Source organism: Rhizobium centroccidentale (assembly GCF_030182565.1).
Lineage (GTDB): Bacteria > Pseudomonadota > Alphaproteobacteria > Rhizobiales > Rhizobiaceae > Rhizobium.
Genome location: NZ_JAQJCG010000002.1, coordinates 190,700 through 208,958 on the forward strand (window position 1 = coordinate 190,700; position 18,259 = coordinate 208,958).

At 59.3% G+C, this 18,259-nt stretch carries 16 protein-coding genes; 9 read left to right on the forward strand and 7 right to left on the reverse strand.

The genetic code is table 11. The annotated features are described in order from the left end of the window. Positions 1-12 precede the first annotated feature (12 nt). A complete protein-coding gene (locus PH562_RS02815; protein ID WP_113230471.1) occupies positions 13-1,116 on the reverse strand; it encodes an ABC transporter substrate-binding protein in 1,104 nt (367 codons plus the stop codon). A 188-nt stretch (positions 1,117-1,304) separates the two neighbouring features. Further along, positions 1,305-2,177, reverse strand: coding sequence for a MurR/RpiR family transcriptional regulator (locus PH562_RS02820; protein ID WP_095435308.1), 873 nt, complete (start codon positions 2,175-2,177; stop codon positions 1,305-1,307). Positions 2,178-2,356: 179 nt separating this feature from the next. Here PH562_RS02820 and PH562_RS02825 point away from each other — a divergent pair, with 179 nt between their 5' ends. The 5 genes from PH562_RS02825 (at position 2,357) to PH562_RS02845 (ending at position 9,024) form a co-directional block, all read left to right on the forward strand. Next, a complete protein-coding gene (locus PH562_RS02825; protein ID WP_285171327.1) occupies positions 2,357-3,124 on the forward strand; it encodes an N-formylglutamate amidohydrolase in 768 nt (255 codons plus the stop codon). Between the two features lie 126 nt (positions 3,125-3,250). Then, a complete protein-coding gene (locus PH562_RS02830) occupies positions 3,251-4,822 on the forward strand; it encodes an amino acid permease (RefSeq protein WP_285171328.1) in 1,572 nt (523 codons plus the stop codon). A 147-nt stretch (positions 4,823-4,969) separates the two neighbouring features. Continuing rightward, the gene (locus PH562_RS02835) at positions 4,970-6,340 is read left to right on the forward strand and encodes a glutamine synthetase family protein (protein WP_285171329.1); all 1,371 of its coding nucleotides are present in this window, start codon (positions 4,970-4,972) and stop codon (positions 6,338-6,340) included. Positions 6,341-6,493: 153 nt separating this feature from the next. Further along, on the forward strand, positions 6,494-7,879 hold the full coding sequence (locus PH562_RS02840) for an aldehyde dehydrogenase family protein (protein WP_285171330.1): 1,386 nt from the start codon (positions 6,494-6,496) through the stop codon (positions 7,877-7,879). Continuing rightward, positions 7,876-9,024, forward strand: coding sequence for an iron-containing alcohol dehydrogenase (locus PH562_RS02845; protein WP_285171331.1), 1,149 nt, complete (start codon positions 7,876-7,878; stop codon positions 9,022-9,024). Before PH562_RS02840 ends, PH562_RS02845 begins: the two co-directional genes overlap by 4 nt. Positions 9,025-9,138: 114 nt before the next feature. Here PH562_RS02845 and PH562_RS02850 read toward each other — a convergent pair whose 3' ends face one another. Then, a complete protein-coding gene (locus PH562_RS02850; protein WP_285171332.1) occupies positions 9,139-10,599 on the reverse strand; it encodes a L,D-transpeptidase in 1,461 nt (486 codons plus the stop codon). Between the two features lie 216 nt (positions 10,600-10,815). Between PH562_RS02850 and PH562_RS02855 the strand changes: the two genes are divergently transcribed. From PH562_RS02855 to PH562_RS02865, 3 genes are all read left to right on the forward strand, one after another. Beyond that, complete coding sequence (locus tag PH562_RS02855) at positions 10,816-11,655, forward strand: DUF4432 family protein (protein ID WP_285171333.1); 840 nt, start codon at positions 10,816-10,818, stop codon at positions 11,653-11,655. A 72-nt stretch (positions 11,656-11,727) separates the two neighbouring features. Beyond that, positions 11,728-12,066: a protein tyrosine phosphatase family protein gene (locus PH562_RS02860; RefSeq protein ID WP_285171335.1), complete on the forward strand. Its 339-nt coding sequence runs from the start codon at positions 11,728-11,730 to the stop codon at positions 12,064-12,066. Positions 12,067-12,155: 89 nt separating this feature from the next. After that, on the forward strand, positions 12,156-12,500 hold the full coding sequence (locus PH562_RS02865; protein ID WP_095435300.1) for a RidA family protein: 345 nt from the start codon (positions 12,156-12,158) through the stop codon (positions 12,498-12,500). 41 nt (positions 12,501-12,541) lie between these two features. Here the strand turns inward: PH562_RS02865 and PH562_RS02870 are convergent, their stop codons facing one another. From PH562_RS02870 to PH562_RS02885, 4 genes are read right to left on the reverse strand one after another with little or no spacing between them, the layout of a single operon-like run. Continuing rightward, the gene (locus PH562_RS02870; RefSeq protein WP_285171336.1) at positions 12,542-14,200 is read right to left on the reverse strand and encodes a thiamine pyrophosphate-binding protein; all 1,659 of its coding nucleotides are present in this window, start codon (positions 14,198-14,200) and stop codon (positions 12,542-12,544) included. Next, positions 14,197-15,399 (reverse strand): succinate--glutarate CoA-transferase, encoded by a 1,203-nt coding sequence (gene caiB, locus PH562_RS02875; protein ID WP_285171337.1) that lies wholly within the window; start codon positions 15,397-15,399, stop codon positions 14,197-14,199. Before caiB ends, PH562_RS02870 begins: the two co-directional genes overlap by 4 nt. Before the next feature lie 14 nt (positions 15,400-15,413). Beyond that, positions 15,414-16,373, reverse strand: coding sequence for a DMT family transporter (locus PH562_RS02880; protein WP_285171338.1), 960 nt, complete (start codon positions 16,371-16,373; stop codon positions 15,414-15,416). A 19-nt stretch (positions 16,374-16,392) separates the two neighbouring features. Then, complete coding sequence (locus PH562_RS02885; protein WP_285171339.1) at positions 16,393-17,325, reverse strand: alpha/beta hydrolase; 933 nt, start codon at positions 17,323-17,325, stop codon at positions 16,393-16,395. A 164-nt stretch (positions 17,326-17,489) separates the two neighbouring features. On the opposite strand from PH562_RS02885, the gene PH562_RS02890 reads away from it, so the two are divergent. Beyond that, positions 17,490-18,236, forward strand: coding sequence for a ribonuclease T2 family protein (locus tag PH562_RS02890; RefSeq protein ID WP_285171341.1), 747 nt, complete (start codon positions 17,490-17,492; stop codon positions 18,234-18,236). Positions 18,237-18,259: the final 23 nt, after the last annotated feature.

The window sequence follows — 18,259 nt, forward strand, 5'->3', positions numbered from 1 at the left end:
TGTCAGGTCAAATTACTGTACGTTCGAACCGACGACAGAATCCCACTTGGTGGTGATGGCGGTCTTGCCGGCATCCTGCTCTTCGAGCGTCGGGAAGACGGCCTTTTCGTAAGCGGCGGCCGGCGGCAGCTTGTCGAGCAGTTCCTGCGGAACCTTCTTGTTCTTCGCCAGATCGTTGAAGCGGATCGGGTGGCAATAGCCCTTCAGCCAGCCGATCTGGCCTTCATCGGAATAGAGGAACTCCATCCAGAGCTTGGCAGCGTTCGGATGCGGAGCGAAGGCCGAGATCGCCTGGACGTAAACGCCAGCGATAACGCCTGAAGCCGGAACGGTGACGTCAACCGGCGGGTTGCCGTTCAGGCTGTCGCGCCAGGAAAGACCGTTGTAGTCCCATGCGACGACGATCGGCGTTGCGCCCTGCGCCAGCGAAGCGGACTTGCCGATGACCGGAACGAAGTTGCCTGCCTTATTGAGCTTCGCGAAGTAGTCGAGACCGGCGGCGCCGACCTTGGTGGCGTCCTTTTCGCCGGCAGCGAGACCGGCGGCATAGACGGCCTGAACGGCCTGGTTCGAGGTGCGCGGGTCGCCGGCGAGCGAAACGGTGTTGGCGTATTCGGGCTTCTGCAGGTCAGCCCAGTCTTTCGGCGGGTTCTTCACGACGTCCTTGTTGGTGACGAAGGAAAGAACGCCGTAGTAGTCGCCGTACCAGTAACCTTCGGCATCCTTGGCGCTGTCCGGAATCGAATCCCAGGTGGAAACCTTGTAGGGCTGCAGCAGGCCTTCTTTCTTAGCGGTCGGGCCGAAGGAGAGACCGACGTCGATCACATCAGGAGCCTGCGGGCCGGTGTTGCCCTTGTTGGCACGGATTGCTTCGACTTCATCGCCCGAGCCGGCATCCGGATTCAGTTCGTTGACTTCGATGCCGTATTTCGCCTTGAACGCAGCGATCAGGTCGCCATAACCGCACCAGTTGTGGGGCAGGGCGATGGTGGTCAGCGTGCCTTCCTTCTTGGCGGCAGCGATGAGATCGGCGCTCGGTTCTGCAGCGGCAATTGCCGTCGAAGCGACGAGCATCGCCGTAGAAATTGTCAGAAGACGATGAATTTTCGAGATCACTGCATTTCCTCCTTTTAGGTTTTCAGTGTCTGGCGTTGCTGTTAATGACGTTACATGAAGGTTGTGTGACGACTTCAAAGCGTTGGGTTTGCTGAAAACGCAGTCGATTTTTGCTTCTAGTCGACAAGTATGACAGTCGCTGTATTTCACATCCTCCACGAGCCGTTATTTTCTGTTTTTATTCCCCTTCAGCTTAGCTTGCGAAACAGCTTGGTTTGTTCGAAAAGACCTTCCAGTGTCTTCATGCGCTCGCTTGTCTCGTCCCATGTCGAGCTTTGCACGGCTTCGATCAGGGCTTCGACGATGAAGAGAGTGACGACCGATGAATCCCAGGCGGACGGCGCCTCGATCTGCACGCGAAACGTGTATTTCGCGTGCTTGGCGGCGGGCGTTGCCCACTGGTCGGTGAAGACGATGATTTCGGCGCCGCGCCGGCGGGCGGCGGCGGCGAGATTGACCATTTCCTGCTCGTAACGCCTAATATCGAATATGACGAGCAGATCACCCGGATTCATGTTCAGGACATATTGTGGCCAGGTGCTTGAATTGGAAGAAAGCAGCGTCGTGTTGGGCCGGATGACCTGCATATGGGTGAAGAAATACTCGGCAAGCGCCCCTGTAATGCGCCCGCCCACGAAATAAAGGCCGCGTTTTCTTTCCGACAGCAGCGCGGCAACGCCATCGAAGGTTGCCACGTCGATATCCGACAGGGTCTGTCGCAGGTTGCCCATGATGGCGTCGGCGAAACGATTGAGGATATGCGTGCCTGGCGCGTTGGATGCCCAGCGATCGTGCTTTGTCAGCGGGTTGGAGATCGTCGCCTCGACCTCTTGATGAAGATGGGCCTGGAAGTCCGGATAGCCTTTGTATCCGAGTTTCTGCACCATGCGAGCGACCGTCGGGGTCGAAACCCGCGCATTCTCGGCGACGGTGGTAATGCTGCCCAGCCCGGAAACGGGATAATTGTCGAGCAGGCTCTTGGCGAGCTGCTTTTCGGCACGCGTCAGCGTGTCAAAGCGCGCATTGATTACGTCCGAAACTGTCTTCGACGCATTGTTCACTCGATTTTGCTCCCCGGAACGGTCTGATGCCGCTTTCCTTGCAGGATATAACAACGCTGTCACATTTCGAGTCAATGTCACAAATGAAGAAATAATTTCAGTTTCCAGTTGACAGCGACGAGAACCTGAAGAATTCTTTTCTTATAAACATTCTATTAATCGGCAGTGGGGCGTCTCCAATGCTTGCGCAGCAAGGCATTTTGACGAAGGCGGACGGCGATTGTGTTACGGTCGAAAGACCGGACGGAAGCAGTGCGGTTCTGCTCGTCTGCGAGCATGCCTCTCGCGCCCTTCCGGAGAAGTTCGGCGATCTCGGGCTTTCTGCCGAGGCGCTTTCCAGCCACATCGCCTGGGATCCGGGTGCACTCGCGGTTGCAAGAGGTATTTCCGCCGGCTTGAATGCCACCTTGGTTTTTCAACGCTTCTCTCGGCTGATTTATGATTGCAACCGGCCCCCCGAAAGCGCCGGTGCCATGCCGGAAACGAGCGAGATCTATACCATCCCCGGCAATCAGCACCTGGGCGAGGCGGATAGGAAGGCACGTACGGAAGGGCTCTACATCCCGTTTCACGATCGCATTCAGGCGCTCTTGACGGAGCGGGCAACGCGCGGACAAAAAACCGTGATCGTGACAATCCACAGCTTCACACCGGTCTATAATGGCAGACCACGGGCAGTGGAGCTTGGCATTCTGCATGATGAAGATCGTTGGTTGGCCGATCGCATGCTGGATGCGGCGGCCGAGGCTCCGCTCTATCAGACCGAACGTAACCAACCTTACGGGCCGGAAGACGGCGTCACCCATACGCTGAAGCTGCATGGGATCGCCAACGGCCTGCATAACGTGATGATCGAGGTCCGCAACGACCTCATTCAAGATGACGTCGGCCAAGGGGTCATGGCCGATTATCTGACGGGGCTTCTCCAGAGCAGTCTGGAAGCCTGAGCATAAAAGAAAAAGACCCCGGGGAGCAGTTCAACTGCGATCGGGCCGCATGGCGAAATGCCAGCGGTCAATGTGACACATGGTTTTCCGCAATCCCGCGGACAACCGGGCTTTAGGGGGAATGGCATGTCTGATTATTCAGAGTTAGACAAAAAGCAGGATGTCCAGATCCTGCACTCCATGGGCTATGCCCAGGAGCTGGAACGGCGGATGAGTTCATTCTCGAATTTTGCCGTGTCCTTCTCGATCATTTGCATTCTATCCGGCGGCATCAATTCGCTCGCCCAGGCGACATCGGGTGCGGGCGGAGCCGCTATCGGCATCGGCTGGCCGGTCGGCTGCTTCATATCTCTCGTCTTCGCCGTGGCGATGGCGCAGATCAGCTCGGCCTATCCGACGGCCGGCGGTCTCTATCACTGGGGCTCGATCCTCGGCAATCGCTTCACCGGCTGGCTGACGGCCTGGTTCAACCTGCTCGGCCTCGTAACGGTCCTCGGCGCCATCAATGTCGGCACCTATTACTTCTTCGTCGGTGCCTTCGGCGGCTATTTCAACATGACCGATACCACGCTCGTGCGCATCGTGTTCCTGGTGGTCATCACAGGCCTTCAGGCACTGGTCAATCACATGGGTATCGGCTTGACAGCGAAGCTGACCGACTTTTCCGGCTATCTGATCTTCGCAACCTCGATCCTTCTGGCGGCTGTGTGCCTGATCGCTGCGCCATCCTATGATTTTGCGCGGCTCTTCACCTTCACCAATTATTCCGGCCTGGCGACGATTGCTGCCGACGGCTCGGCAACCGGCGCACCGGTCTGGCCGCAGGTTTCGACCTTCTGGGTCTTCGCGCTCGGCCTTCTGCTGCCGATCTACACGATCACCGGCTACGACGCCTCGGCCCACACCTCGGAAGAGACGGTGAAAGCCGCCCATTCCGTGCCGCGCGGCATGGTGTCTTCGGTTCTGTGGTCGGCGCTATTCGGCTACATCATGCTTTGCTCATTCGTGCTGATGCTGCCGAATATGGACGATGCCGCCAAGCAGGGCTGGAATGTGTTCTTCTGGGCAATGGACGCACGGGTCAATCCCATCGTGAAGGACATTCTCTACCTGCTGATCTTCATCAGCCAGTGGCTATGTGGTCTTGCGACAGTCACCTCGGTTTCGCGCATGATTTTCGCCTTCTCGCGTGACGGCGGTCTGCCGGGATCCAAGGCCCTGTCTCGGGTCAGCCCGAAATACCGCACGCCGGTTTCGGCGATCTGGATCGGCTCGATCCTTTCCGTCCTCTTCGTCTGGGGTTCGTCGCTGGTATCTATCGGCGATACGCCGGTTTACACCATCGTCGTCTCGTGCACCGTCATCTTCCTGTTCTTCTCCTTCGCGATCCCGATCACGCTCGGTCTTTTCGCATGGGGTACGGCGAAGTGGGACAAGATGGGTCCTTGGAACCTCGGGGAAGGGCTGTTCAAGCTGTTTGCCGTGCTGACGATCATCGCGATGATCATCATCTTCGTCCTGGGCATTCAGCCGCCAAACGATTGGGCCGGCATCATCACCGTCGGCTTCCTTGTGCTGACCGGCATCGTCTGGTTCGGTTTCGAGCGCCGCCGTTTCAAGGGGCCGCCGATCGGCGATGCGATTGCCAAGCGCAAGGCCGAGATCGCGGCAGCGGAAGCCGCCGTCGGCGAGAAGTAAGCGAAATCCAATCTTTGTAAGCAATGGGGTCGCAGACCTGCGGCCCTTTTCACCGGTAGCGACACGGCGGCACGCGCGCGGATTATCCGCTAGGCGGTATCGTTCGGCAGGCCGACGTTTCAATTCATTGTTCAGGCGGACCAAATTATGAGCAGCAGCTATACGTTCGACGACCTCAAGCGAGATGTGGCCGAAGGGCGCATCGATACGGTTCTGGCATGCCAAGTCGACATGCAGGGCCGGTTGATGGGCAAACGCTTCCAGGCGGAATTCTTCATTGAAAGCGCCTGGAAGGAAACGCATAGCTGCAACTATCTGCAGGCGACCGATATCGAGATGGAGACCGTCTCCGGCTACAAGTCGACGAGCTGGGAGAAGGGTTATGGCGACTATACGATGAAGCCGGATCTTGCCACGCTGCGCCGCATTCCTTGGCTGGAAGGTACGGCGCTCGTCCTCTGCGACGTGCTCGACCATCATACTCATGAGGAAGTCGCGCATTCGCCACGCGCTATTCTCAAGAAGCAGGTCAAGCGTCTCGAAGCGATGGGCATGAAGGCCTACATGGCTTCGGAGCTTGAATTCTTCCTGTTCGACCAAAGCTATGACAGCGCACGCGAGTCCGGCTATCGCAATCTCAATCTCGTCAGCGGCTACAATGAGGATTACCACATCTTCCAGACGACGAAAGAAGAAGATGTGATGCGGGCAATCCGCAAGGGACTACAGGGCGCCGAAATCCCCGTAGAAAACTCCAAGGGCGAGGCCTCGGCGGGGCAGGAGGAAATCAACGTCCGCTACGCCGATGCCCTGACCATGGCCGACCGACATGCGATCATCAAGAACGGCTGCAAGGAGATTGCCTGGTCGAAAGGCAAGGCCATCACCTTCCTGGCGAAGTGGAACTACAGCGCCGCCGGCAGTTCCTCTCATATTCATCAGTCGCTCTGGAGCGCAGACGGCAAGACACCGCTGTTCTTCGACAAAGAAAAAGAGTACGGCATGACGCCGCTGATGAAGCACTATGTCGCGGGCCTTTTGACGCATGCCAGCGAAATTACCTATTTCCTTGCGCCCTATATCAACTCCTATAAGCGCTTCGTTGCCGGCACCTTCGCACCCACGAAGGCGATCTGGAGCACCGACAATCGCACCGCCGGTTATCGCCTGTGCGGTGCCGAAACCAAGAGCATCCGCATCGAATGCCGCGTCGGCGGCTCGGATCTCAATCCCTATCTGGCATTTGCTGCCCTGATTGCCGCCGGCCTTGATGGCATCGAAAACAAGCTCGAACTGGAGGCGCCCTTCGTCGGCGACGCCTATGGCGCGCGCGAAGTTCGCGAGATACCGCGCACCCTGCGCGGCGCGACCGAGGCTCTGACCAATTCGAAGATGCTGCGCGCTGCCTTCGGCGACGATGTCATCGATCACTATACCCGCGCTGCCGAATGGGAGCAGGAAGAGTACGATCGTCGCATCACCGATTGGGAAGTGGCGCGCGGATTCGAAAGAGCGTAAGGCTTTTGCGATCTGCCTCTTGCCCGATTTTCATTCTAGGATCGGGCAGGGGCGCCCTGATGCTTGTTGACCTGCCGTTTCTTCCTAGAGGCGGCCAAAGGTTCTACAACACCAGGCAATCAATTGGATGACCAAGAAAACAGGAATTCGATCATGACCGTGATCACATGTGTCTCTCCGGTGAATGGAGAGGTTTATGCCGAGCGTCCGGCATTGTCGTTGGAAGCCGCCAAGGACGTCGTCGCACGCTCCCGTAAGGCACAGAAAGATTGGGCGCGTCGTCCGCTGGAGGATCGCGTTCAGCTCGTGCTCAAGGGCGTGGCCCGGCTCAATGAGATGGCCGATGTGGTCGTGCCGGAACTCTCCTGGCAAATGGGCCGTCCGATCAAGTATGGCGGCGAATATCGCGGCTTCAACGAGCGCTCGAACTATGTCGCCTCGATCGCCGCCGATGCGATGGCACCGCTTGTCGTCGAGGACAGCGCCAATTTCGCCCGCCGCATCGAGCGCGAACCGCATGGCGTCGTCTTCGTCATCGCGCCGTGGAACTATCCCTACATGACGGCGATCAATACGATTGCCCCAGCGCTGATGGCTGGCAATACGGTCATCCTCAAACATGCAAGCCAGACATTGCTCGTCGGCGAGCGGCTGGTACAGGCCTTTGTCGAGGCTGGTGTTCCCGCCGATGTCTTCCAGAATGTCTTCCTCGATCATGAAACGACTTCGGCGCTGATTGCGGCCGGCAGCTTCAACTTCGTCAATTTCACCGGCTCCGTCGAAGGCGGCCGGTCGATCGAACGCGCCGCTGCCGGCACCTTCACCAGCCTCGGACTGGAGCTTGGCGGCAAGGATCCGGGTTACGTCATGGGGGACGCCGATCTCGACGCCGCCGTCGATACACTGATGGATGGGGCGACTTATAATTCCGGCCAGTGCTGCTGCGGCATCGAGCGTATCTATGTGCATGAATCGCTCTACGACAGTTTCGTCGAGAAGTCGGTTGCCTGGGTTTCGAACTATAAGCTCGGCAATCCCCTCGATCCCGAGACGTCGCTCGGACCGATGGCGCACAAGCGCTTTGCCAAGGTCGTGCGCGAACAGATCGCCGATGCCGTCGCCAAGGGCGCCAAGGCGCTGGTCGATCCCAAGCTGTTCCCGGCCGATGATGGCGGTGCCTATCTCGCGCCGCAGATCCTCGTCGATGTCGATCATTCCATGGCCTTCATGCGCGAGGAGACCTTCGGCCCGGCCGTCGGCATCATGAAGGTGAAGAGCGACGCGGAAGCGCTGGAACTGATGAACGACAGCCCCTACGGCCTAACGGCTTCGCTGTGGACGAAGGATGTCGAGCGTGCCTCGCGCATCGGCCGCGAGATCGAAACCGGCACCGTCTTCATGAACCGCGCCGATTATCTCGATCCGGCGCTGTGCTGGACCGGCGTGAAAGAAACCGGTCGCGGCGGCTCGCTCTCCATCATCGGCTTCCACAATCTGACGCGCCCGAAATCCTATCATCTGAAGAAAGTAACAGCATGAGCACTATCTCAGCCAATTGGAGCTATCCGAACGCCTTCAAGCTCGGCCGCGGCCGCATCAAGGAACTGGCGGACGCCTGCAAGAGCCTGGGCATGAAGAAGCCGCTCCTGATCACTGACCGGGGACTTGCCTCGATGGCGATCACGGCGACGGCACTGGATATTCTGGAAGATGCAGGTCTCGGCCGTGCTATCTTCGCTGACGTCGATCCGAACCCGAACGAGAAGAACCTCGAAGCCGGCGTGAAGGCCTTCAAGGATGGCGGCCATGATGGCGTGGTCGCCTTCGGCGGTGGTTCCGGCCTCGATCTCGGCAAATGCGTTGCCTTCATGGTCGGCCAGACGCGTCCGGTCTGGGATTTCGAAGACATCGGTGATTGGTGGACACGCGCCAGTGTCGAAGGCATTGCGCCGATCGTCGCCGTACCGACGACGGCCGGCACCGGTTCGGAAGTCGGCCGTGCCAGCGTCATCACCAATTCCGCAACGCATGTGAAGAAGATCATCTTCCATCCGAAGTTCCTGCCGGGCGTCGTCATTGCCGATCCGGAGCTGACCGTCGGAATGCCGAAGATCATTACCGCCGGCACCGGTATGGACGCTTTCGCCCACTGCCTGGAAGCCTATTCCTCACCCTTCTATCATCCGATGTCAGCCGGTATCGCGCTGGAAGGCATGCGGCTCGTCAAGGAATTCCTGCCGCGCGCCCATCGCGAGGGAACGGATCTCGAAGCCCGGGCCAACATGATGAGTGCGGCTGCCATGGGCGCCGTCGCCTTCCAGAAGGGGCTTGGCGCGATCCACGCGCTCTCGCATCCGATCGGCGCCGTTTACAACACGCATCACGGCATGACCAATGCCGTCGTCATGCCGGCCGTCCTGCGTTTCAACCGTAAGGCTATCGAGGATAAGATTGCCCGCGCCGCAGCCTATCTGGGCATCTCGGGCGGTTTTGACGGCTTCTACGACTATGTGCTGCAGCTGCGCTCGGAACTCGGTGTGCCGGAAAATCTGTCCGCCATGGGCATCGCGCCCGACCGGATCGACGAGCTCTCCGCCATGGCGATCGAAGACCCGAGTGCCGGCGGCAATCCGGTGCCGCTGACGCTCGAAAATACCAAGGCTCTCTTCCGGGATTGCTTCTGATACTGCGCTCAGCTCCCCGATATGCGGGGTGAAATTGGCAGCATATTCAGGCCAAACAAAAAAAGCCGCCGAGTGTCACCCGGCGGCTTTTTTCATTGAAGCTCTGTCTGGTAATCAATCCACGAATTCGACGACGACGCCGGGCTTGACCATCTTGGCGAGTTCGGTCGCATCCCAGTTGGTAAGGCGCACGCAGCCATGGCTCTGCGTCTTGCCGATCCGCGAAGGATCCGGCGTACCGTGGATGCCATAGGTTGGCTTCGACAGGGCCATCCAAACCGTACCAACCGGACCGTTCGGGCCAGGCGGAATGTTGAGAACCTTGTCGTTTCCGGCTTGCTGGAAGTTGATCTTCGGATTGTAGGTATAGCCGGGATTGAAGGCGACGCGCTCGACCGTGACGGTGCCTGACGGCGAGGGCGTGTCGGCGGAGCCGATGCTGGCCGGGTAGGCCGCAATCAGTGTACCGTTGGCGTCATAGGCGAAAACCTGCTTGCGGCCCTTGTCCGCCAGGATCTTGGCAACCGTACCGGTCTTGCTGGGACCCGTATTGACGACCTTGATGGTGCTGCCCGGTACGGTGAAATCAACGCCGGGATTGAGCGCCTTCAGATAGCCTTCATCCATGTGAAAGCGTTCCGCGAGCATTTCCGTCGTCGAAGTATAGCCGAGGGACGGCATCTGTGCCTTAGCCGCATAGTCCTCAGGAATAGAGGCGACATACGGGCCTGCAGCGTCGGCCGCCGTGATCGTGTAATTGACGATCGGCATGCCGCCGGACATGCGAAGCTGCTCGAGGATCGCGTCGGTATTATTCGGGTCGAGCGTCTGGCCGGTCATCTGCTGATAGGCATAGATCGCCTTAGTGACGTTTGCGCCCATGCGTCCGTCGATCGCACCCGGCGAAATGCCCTGCCGCGCGAGGAAGACCTCCAGCGCGGTGATCTCCATCTTCGACTTGCCCTTCAGCGTGATGACGGGTTCGGCCGGTGCCGGTTTGTTGACGATGTCGGGCGCGCTCTGCTGCGGATCGATCGACGCGTAGTCGTTGCCGTTCTGGTTCGTCTGGCCCTGGTCCTTGCCAGGCAATGGCTGATTGTCGAGCGGCTGGCGCTGGATATCGCTGTCGCGCGGAATTCCGCCGGTGACCACGCCGCGATCCTGCTGGTCGTAACCATTGTTGGGTGCGCCGTCGTAATTTCCGTAGCTGTCGGAGCGATACTGACGATAGTCCTGGTAGTCGCCGTTGTTGGAAAGCTGCGTGTCGCCATACCGGCCGACATTATTGCCATAGGTATCGCGGGCTGGGGCGCGGGGATAGTAGGTGCTGGCCCTCATCTCCGTGGCGACGACATTGCCGTAGGCATCAATCAGAACCCGGCGACCGCGTCCGTCGCGTGCCATGGAATATCCGCCGCCGTAAGGATACTGATCGAGGATGCGGCCGTCAGGAGTGACGAGAACCGTGCTGCCGTTGCCGCTGCGATAGTATTGTGCCTGCGCGTCCGTGAGCGCGAGCATGGACACGGTGGCAGTCATTGCCAGGGCAAAACTCAATTTTACGAACCGGTTCACGTCTGTCGGATCCTCGGGATGGTCATTCGGCTGACACACACATGGCAATTTTGACGCCAGTATGGAGATTTAGATTATCATGCTGAATAAAATATAAAAATTTATGTGATCAAGGCTTCAAGTTAAGATTTGGTAAGCCAAATAACCGCTTATTTCAGTCGCGCGCCACCTTGGGACAATGTTCGCGCGCAGAGCTGATCAGGGAGGACTTTAGGGATGATGGATTTTTCTGCGGCCAAGGGGCCGAAATTGACGTTGGACGAGGGCTCTGTTCTGGATATCGGCGCCTGCATCGTCGAGGGCAATAATCTCGCGCCCGGAAGTGCCGTTCCCGACGATGGCGATCCGCGTATCAGTCATTCCGTGGAAGGCTTTCTCTTCACCTGCGGCCCCGATCATATCCGCCATCCCGAGCCGATGTCCGGCGCATATGAAGGCAAGCGCTATCCGCTGCATGGCTCCTTCTCGTCCCATCCAGCCAAAATTCTCTGGACCAAATTCGAGAATGGCAATGCGGAATGCCGTGCCGATGTCGATGTCATCACGGCCGAACGCCGGACCGCCAGGCTGGAACGTCTTTGGCGGATCGATGGCGCGACGGGCGAGGTCTCGCTTGCGGACCGCATCGTCAATACCAGCACAGAGGCGATGCCGGTTTTCCTGATGTACCACATGAACATCGGCGGCAAATGGTTCGATAACGGCACGCGCCTTGCCGGCCACATGCTGGACAATGGCGGCTTTCCCTGGACCTTCGGTGAGGAAGGGGGCGATATCTTCTGTGTGCCGGCGCAGGACAAGGGCGAGGACTGGGCCGAAATCAGCCTCGGCCCCATCGCAGCCATCGGTGGCAAGACATTAAGGGTGCGTTTCGGAACGGACACGCTGCCATTCCTGCAGGTCTGGCGCAATCAGCGCGCGCCGGCGCATGTGCTCGGTATCGAGCCTGTTTCGCATCGCTGGGTCTCGCGGGCCGAGCTGGAAGAGACAGGCGAATTCAATATTCTCCAGCCCGGTGAAGCCCGCAATTTCATGCTCAATTTTGCCTTCGTTTGAGAGTGCGCCGCGGTTGACGCTCGCCCTATGGCGGCGTAGATCAAGGCCACGATTTTAGAGAGGACATGAACCATGGATATCCGCCCGATCGACGATGAATACTCGGTATCCGGCCAGATCACCGTAGAGGATCTCGACCAGATCAAGGCCCTGGGGTTCAAGTCCATCGTCTGCCATCGCCCCGACGGCGAGAGCCCGGATCAGACGCCGTTCGGCGTCGTGGAAGCCCGCGCCAAGGAGCTCGGCCTGGAGATCACCCAGGTGCCTGTCGGCCCGATGGGTGTGACCGAAGAGGCCGTGCAGAGCATGGTCGATGCGCTGGACGAGTTTCCGAGGCCGATGCTCGGCTATTGCCGCTCCGGCGCGCGTTCGACCGCGATCTATCAGAAGACACATCACATTCGCGGCTGAACGGGTTCTTTCCCCCGGCCTTTTGATTGCAGGGCAGGCGGTGAGCTATGCCCTGTTTACCTGTCGAAGAACAACATCAGGAGAACACCATGAGCATCAAGCGTATCGACGTTGGCGCCCGCATGAGCGGCGCTGTCATCCACGGCAATACCGTCTATCTCGCCGGCCAGGTTGGCGAAGGCGAAAGCGTCACCGATCAGTGTAAGTCGGCACTGGCTGAAGTTGATCGCCTGCTCGCTGCGGCCGGCTCCAATAAATCGAAGATCCTGCAGACGCTCATCTACCTCTCCGACATCTCCTACTTCGCCGAAATGAACGCCGCCTGGGAAGCTTGGGTCGATCCGGCCAACACGCCGGCCCGTGCGACCAGTGAAGCCAAGCTCGCTGCACCGAAGTATAAGGTCGAATTCATCGTGACGGCAGCACTCGACTGAGTCGGGCCGTCAGTAATTTTTAAAGGCCGGTGGGCTCGCGCTCATCGGCCTTTTGTTTGGGCGATTTCTGTCAGTGTGCGCGAGGGCGTGATCGCTTCCGGGTCGAGCGCGATCTCGATGATGGCCGGTTTGCCGCTAGCGCGCGCCCGTTCGAAGGCCGGGCCAAATTCTTCCGTCGTCTTCACTGTTTCGCCGTGGCCGCCATAGGCGCGGGCAAGCGCCGCGAAATCCGGATTGTCGAGTGCGGTGGCGCTGACCCGGCCGGGATATTCCCGCTCCTGATGCATGCGGATTGTGCCGTACATGCCGTTGTTGATGACCAAAGCAATGAGCGGCAGGCCGTATTGGGCGGCGGTCGCAAATTCCTGGCCATGCATCATGAAACAGCCGTCGCCGGCAAAGCAGATGACTTCGCGATCGGGAAAGAGCTGTTTTGCTGCGACCGCTGCCGGTAGACCATAGCCCATCGAGCCCGACGTGGGAGCCGCTTGCGTGTTGAAACGGCGGAAGCGATGGAAGCGGTGCAGCCAGGTTGCGTAGTTGCCGGCGCCGTTGGTGAAGATCGCATCATCGGCCGTATTGGCTTCGATCCAATCCATGATGCGGCCCATATGGACGGCGCCGGGGCTCTTTTCCGGTGTCTTTGACCAGGCGAGATAGGCGGCGTGCATACGTTCGGTTCGGTCGGCCCAAGGCATTTCGTGCAGCGGCTCCAAATGCGCGAGAGCCGCAACGAAATCCGCCGGGCTGGCACAGATGGCCAGATCCGGCCGATAGACGCGTCCGAGCTCTGAAGGGTCGGGATGGACATGGACGAGCTGCTGGCGCGGGTAGGGAATATCGACCAGCGTATAGCCGGAGGACGGCATTTCCGAGAGGCGGCCACCGAGAAGGATCAGCAGATCCGCTTCCTTGATTTCCTTTGCCAGCGCCGGGTTGATACCGATGCCGACATCGCCGGCATAATTGGGATGCAAATGGTCGAACAGCATCTGCCGGCGGAAGGAGCAGCCGACCGGCAGCTTGAAGCGCTCCGCAAACTGCCTGATGCCGGAAACTGCTTCGTCGTTCCAGCGTGTGCCGCCGAGAATGACCATCGGCCGCTCCGCCGCCGCAAGGCGCTTGTGAAAGTCAGCAAGCTGGTTGCGGCCCGGATGAGCTGCAACCGGGACATAGGGCAGCGCTTCCGGCGCCTCGACCTCATCGCGCAGCATATCCTCGGGCAGGGTCAGCACGACCGGGCCGGGACGCCCAGACGTCGCGACCGCGAAGGCGCGGGTGACGAATTCCGGAATGCGGGTGGCATCATCGATCTCCCCGACCCATTTGGCGAATTCGGTAAAGGCGCGGCGAAATTCAACCTCCTGAAAGGCTTCGCGCTCGCGGGCATCGCGCTGGACCTGGCCGATGAACAGTATCATCGGGATCGAATCCTGCCGTGCGATATGAAGGCCGGCGGAGGCGTTTGTGGCGCCGGGGCCGCGGGTAACCAGGCAGATGCCCGGTTCGCCGGTCAATCGGCCCCAGGTGTCCGCCATCATCGCCGCACCGCCCTCCTGGCGGCAGACGAGCACCTTGATATCGCTATCATGCAGGGCATCGAGCACGGCGAGAAAGCTCTCGCCCGGCACGCAGGAAATGCGCTGCACGCCATTTGCCTTCAAAGCTTCGACGATGAGTTGGCCGCCCGTTCGTTTCATGTCCTCGCCTTTCCCTCCAGTTCCGCCAATTCGGCGAGAACCTCCTCCTGATGCTCCCCAAGGCGCGGGCTCGGCCGCGTATAGGTCAACGGCGTTTCCGACAGCACGATCGGCGTACGGACGCTCGGAATGACAGTGCCGGCGCTATCTTCGAGATCGACCCTCAGGCCGCGCGCCACAATCTGCGGATCGGCGAACATATCCTCGATCGTATTGATGGCGCCGGCCGGGACGGCATTGGCTTCGCATGCGTGAAGCAGCTCCGCCTTATTCCACTTCAGCGTCTCCGCCGAGACGAAGGCCCGTACCTCGTTGCGGTGAGCGACGCGAGCCTTGTTGGTCGCATAGCGCTCATCGTCCGCATTGGTTTCCATGCCGAGAATGGTGCAGAGCCGCCGGAACTGCCCATCATTGCCGACAGCGAGAATGAGATAGCCGTCGGCGGTGGGTACGACTTCATAGGGCGAGATATTGGGATGGGCGTTGCCGAGCCGCACCGGCGGCTTGCCCGAGATCAGATAGTTCATGTTCTGATTGGCAAGCACGGCCGATTGCACATCGAGCAGCGCCATGTCGATGAGCTGTCCTTCGCCGGTCTTCAGCGCATGGATCAGGGCGGCCTCGATCGCCGAGACGGCATAGATGCCAGTGAAGATATCGGCGATCGCGACGCCCGCCTTCATCGGCTGACCATCCGGTTCGCCCGTGATCGACATGAAGCCGGACATGCCCTGGACGATATAATCATAGCCGGCGAGGTTGGCATAGGGGCCGGTCTGGCCGAAGCCGGTAATCGAGCAATAGACGATGCGGGGATTGATCTTCTTCAGGCTTTCATAATCCAGCCCGTATTTTACCAGGCCGCCGAGCTTGAAATTCTCGATCACCACATCGGCCGTCTTCACCAATCGGCGCACCAGTTCCTGACCTTCTTCGGTCTTGAGATCGGCGGTGATGGAGCGCTTGCCGCGATTGGTGGAATGGTAATAGGCGGCCCAGAGATTTTCGCCGTCCTTGCCTTCGACGAAGGGCGGCCCCCATTGGCGCGTGTCGTCGCCGCCGTCGGGATTTTCCACCTTGATGACATCGGCGCCGAGGTCGGCCAGCATCTGCCCTGCCCAGGGGCCGGCGAGAACGCGGGCGAGTTCGATGACGCGAATACCGGACAGCGGAGGTTTCTTGGTCTTTTGTTCTGTCATGTCGATCCACTCGCTTACGGCGTGAATGCCGTTTCAGATGTATCGGATACGGGCTTGGAAGCAAAGCGCCGCTCGCGCCAGAGAATGTAAAGCCCCGAGCCAATGATGATGAGGATGCCGAGCCATTTGATCGCATCCGGGAAGTTATGGAAGACGAGCCAGCCGAAGATGGTGGCTGAGACGATCTCGAAATACTGCAGCGGCGCAAGCGTCGAGGCTTGTACTGCGCGATAGGCATAGACCGTCAGGACGCCGGAGGCCGCTGCAGTTGCGCCGACGCAGAGCAAATAGAGCATTGCCGTCAGATCCGGCATGACCGGATCGAGAATTGCAGACCCCGTCGCCCGGCCGATGGCGAGCAGGATCAGGCTGAAGCCAATGCCCCACACGGCGGTCTGGAACTGCATTGACGAGGCATCCTCGCTATGAGAGACGACGCGCGTAATCATCACATAGACGGCGATGCAAAGCGCAGTAACGACGGGAAGCAGGGCGATGAAGCCGACTTCTTGAAAGCTCGGCTGGATAATCAGAATCGCGCCGAAAAAGCCGACGGCACAGGCGGTATAGCGCCGCCAGCCGATGGTTTCCTTCAGGAAGATGCTGCTCAAGATGGTGAGCATCATCGGCTCGACGAAGAAGATGGCGATGGCATCGGCCACTTCCATCACCTGCAGCGTGGTCACGAACGACACCATGGAGAGCGTGAGTACGGCGGCACGGATGGCATGGACGCCGCTACGCCGCCATGTCCACACGCCCCATTTCCAGCGCACCGCCATCATAGGCAGCGCAAAAAGAGCCTGGAAGATGAAACGGGCGGCGGTCACTTCACCCGGCGGAATGGTGGCTGCGGCAAGCTTGGAGAAGATGTCGATGATCGGCGAGAGGATGACGGAGAGAAACATCATCACCAAACCGAAGGTCAGCTCCGATTGCGGCAATCGCGCCGAGGAGCCGCTGGAGGTATTCATTGTGGAATTCCCATGAGAATCAGTTGTTTGCCGTTATCCTCTTGCACCAGTCGGCGAAGTTGGAAATGGCTTCTTCGGCATCGATTTCGTTGAGCGTCTCGTGCCGCATGTCGGGATAGATCTCGATGGTAATACGAGAGAAACCGGCTCTTTTCAAATGATTTGCCAGCCAGGAAATCGCTTTCGCATTGTCCGTCGCCGGATCCTTGCCGCCGCCGACGAGATGGATCGGCAGGTCGCGCCGGAGGCGGTCGAGATAGGTTCTTTGCGGCGCCCGGAAGGTCAACTCGAATAGGTCGAGCCAGAGCGAGACGGAGGCATCGAAGCCGCAAAGCGGATCGGCGATATATTTGTCCACCTGTTCCGGAATGCGCGAGAGCCAGTCGAAATCGGTGCGGCGGTTGGCGATCGATTGGCCCCAGGTGCCGAAGGTCAGTTTCGGCAGTAGCCCGCTCGGGACGTCCGATCCCTTGAACATGCGCTCCGTTTTGAGGGTGAGCTGCGCGGCACGGCCCGCGAGGCCCGGGTTGAAATTGGAATTCCAGACCGTGACGGCATCGAACTTGTCCGGATGCGTGACCACGGTGTTCAGGCTGATCAATCCGCCCATGGAATGCCCGAACAGGATGATCGGCAGACCCGGATAGGTCGTTGCGGCAAGCTCGCGCATGGCGAGCACGTCGGCGATCACCTGCTCGACACCATTTCTCCGGGCAAAGCGGCCGATGGGGGCATCAGGGGCCGTCGTCTCACCATGGCCGCGATGATCGTGGGCATAGACATGAAAGCCTTGGCCCGCCATCGCCTTCGCGAAGGTCTCGTATCGGCGGGAATGCTCGGCGAGACCGTGCGATATCAGCAGGATGCCGCGAGCATCGGTTACCGCCGGCAAATGATGATAGGCAAGGGTTGCGCCCGTCGGACTTTTCAGGCGCTTCGTCTCGGCGAACATATATTCATTCCTCCCAATTGGACGAAAGGTTATCATCTGCCCGATTGCAATGGATAGGTGGTAAAGCTCACAGAAATAAATCTTTCCGAGCGCTGCGATTCAGGATTGCGCCCGCTCGATCAAACTGCTTATTTGTTCCTATAATGTTCTAGTTGGAGGTATAAATGAAGCAGTGGCTTCGGGTATTTATGGTTGTGCTCGTTTCGGTCGGGGCGGCGTCCAGTGCCGTTGCGCAGGAACATAGCCGCGGGCGGACGCGCTTTATCCTGGCGGCGAGCTGGGAGCCGGCATTTTGTCAGACGAACCAGAAGAAGGCGGAATGCCGCAACCAGTCGTCGGACAATCATGACGCGACGAATTTCTCCCTGCATGGCCTCTGGCCGATGCGGCAGGAATATTGCGATGTTTCCGAGGATCTGAAGCAGGCGGATCGTGGCCGCGACTGGAAGGACCTGCCTGCCGTGCAGCTGTCTCAGGATGTCAAGGCGAAGCTGGATAAGGCAATGCCAGGCACTCAATCCGGCCTGGAGCGGCATGAATGGATCAAGCACGGCACTTGTACGAAGCTTAGCGCCGACCAATATTTCTCCATCGCCGCCGGTTTGATTGCCGAACTCAATACGTCTGCCGTGCGCGATCTTTTCGCGCAGAATATCGGCAAGGAGTTGGATGCCGAAAGCATCAAGGCAGCCTTTGACCAGAGCTTCGGCGACGGCGCCAATGCGCGCATCAAGATGAGCTGCCGCCGCGTCGGCGATGTCCGAATGATTTCGGAGCTGACCATCGGTCTCTCGGAAGATGCGATCGATCCCCAGCAGGGCAGTGAGCCGCGGCTCGCCAAACTGATCCAGGGGGCCGGCAGCACCTCCTTCGGCTGTGATCGGGGTGTGGTGGACGCGGCCGGTTTCTGAGAAAATACGGCCTTTCTGACGCG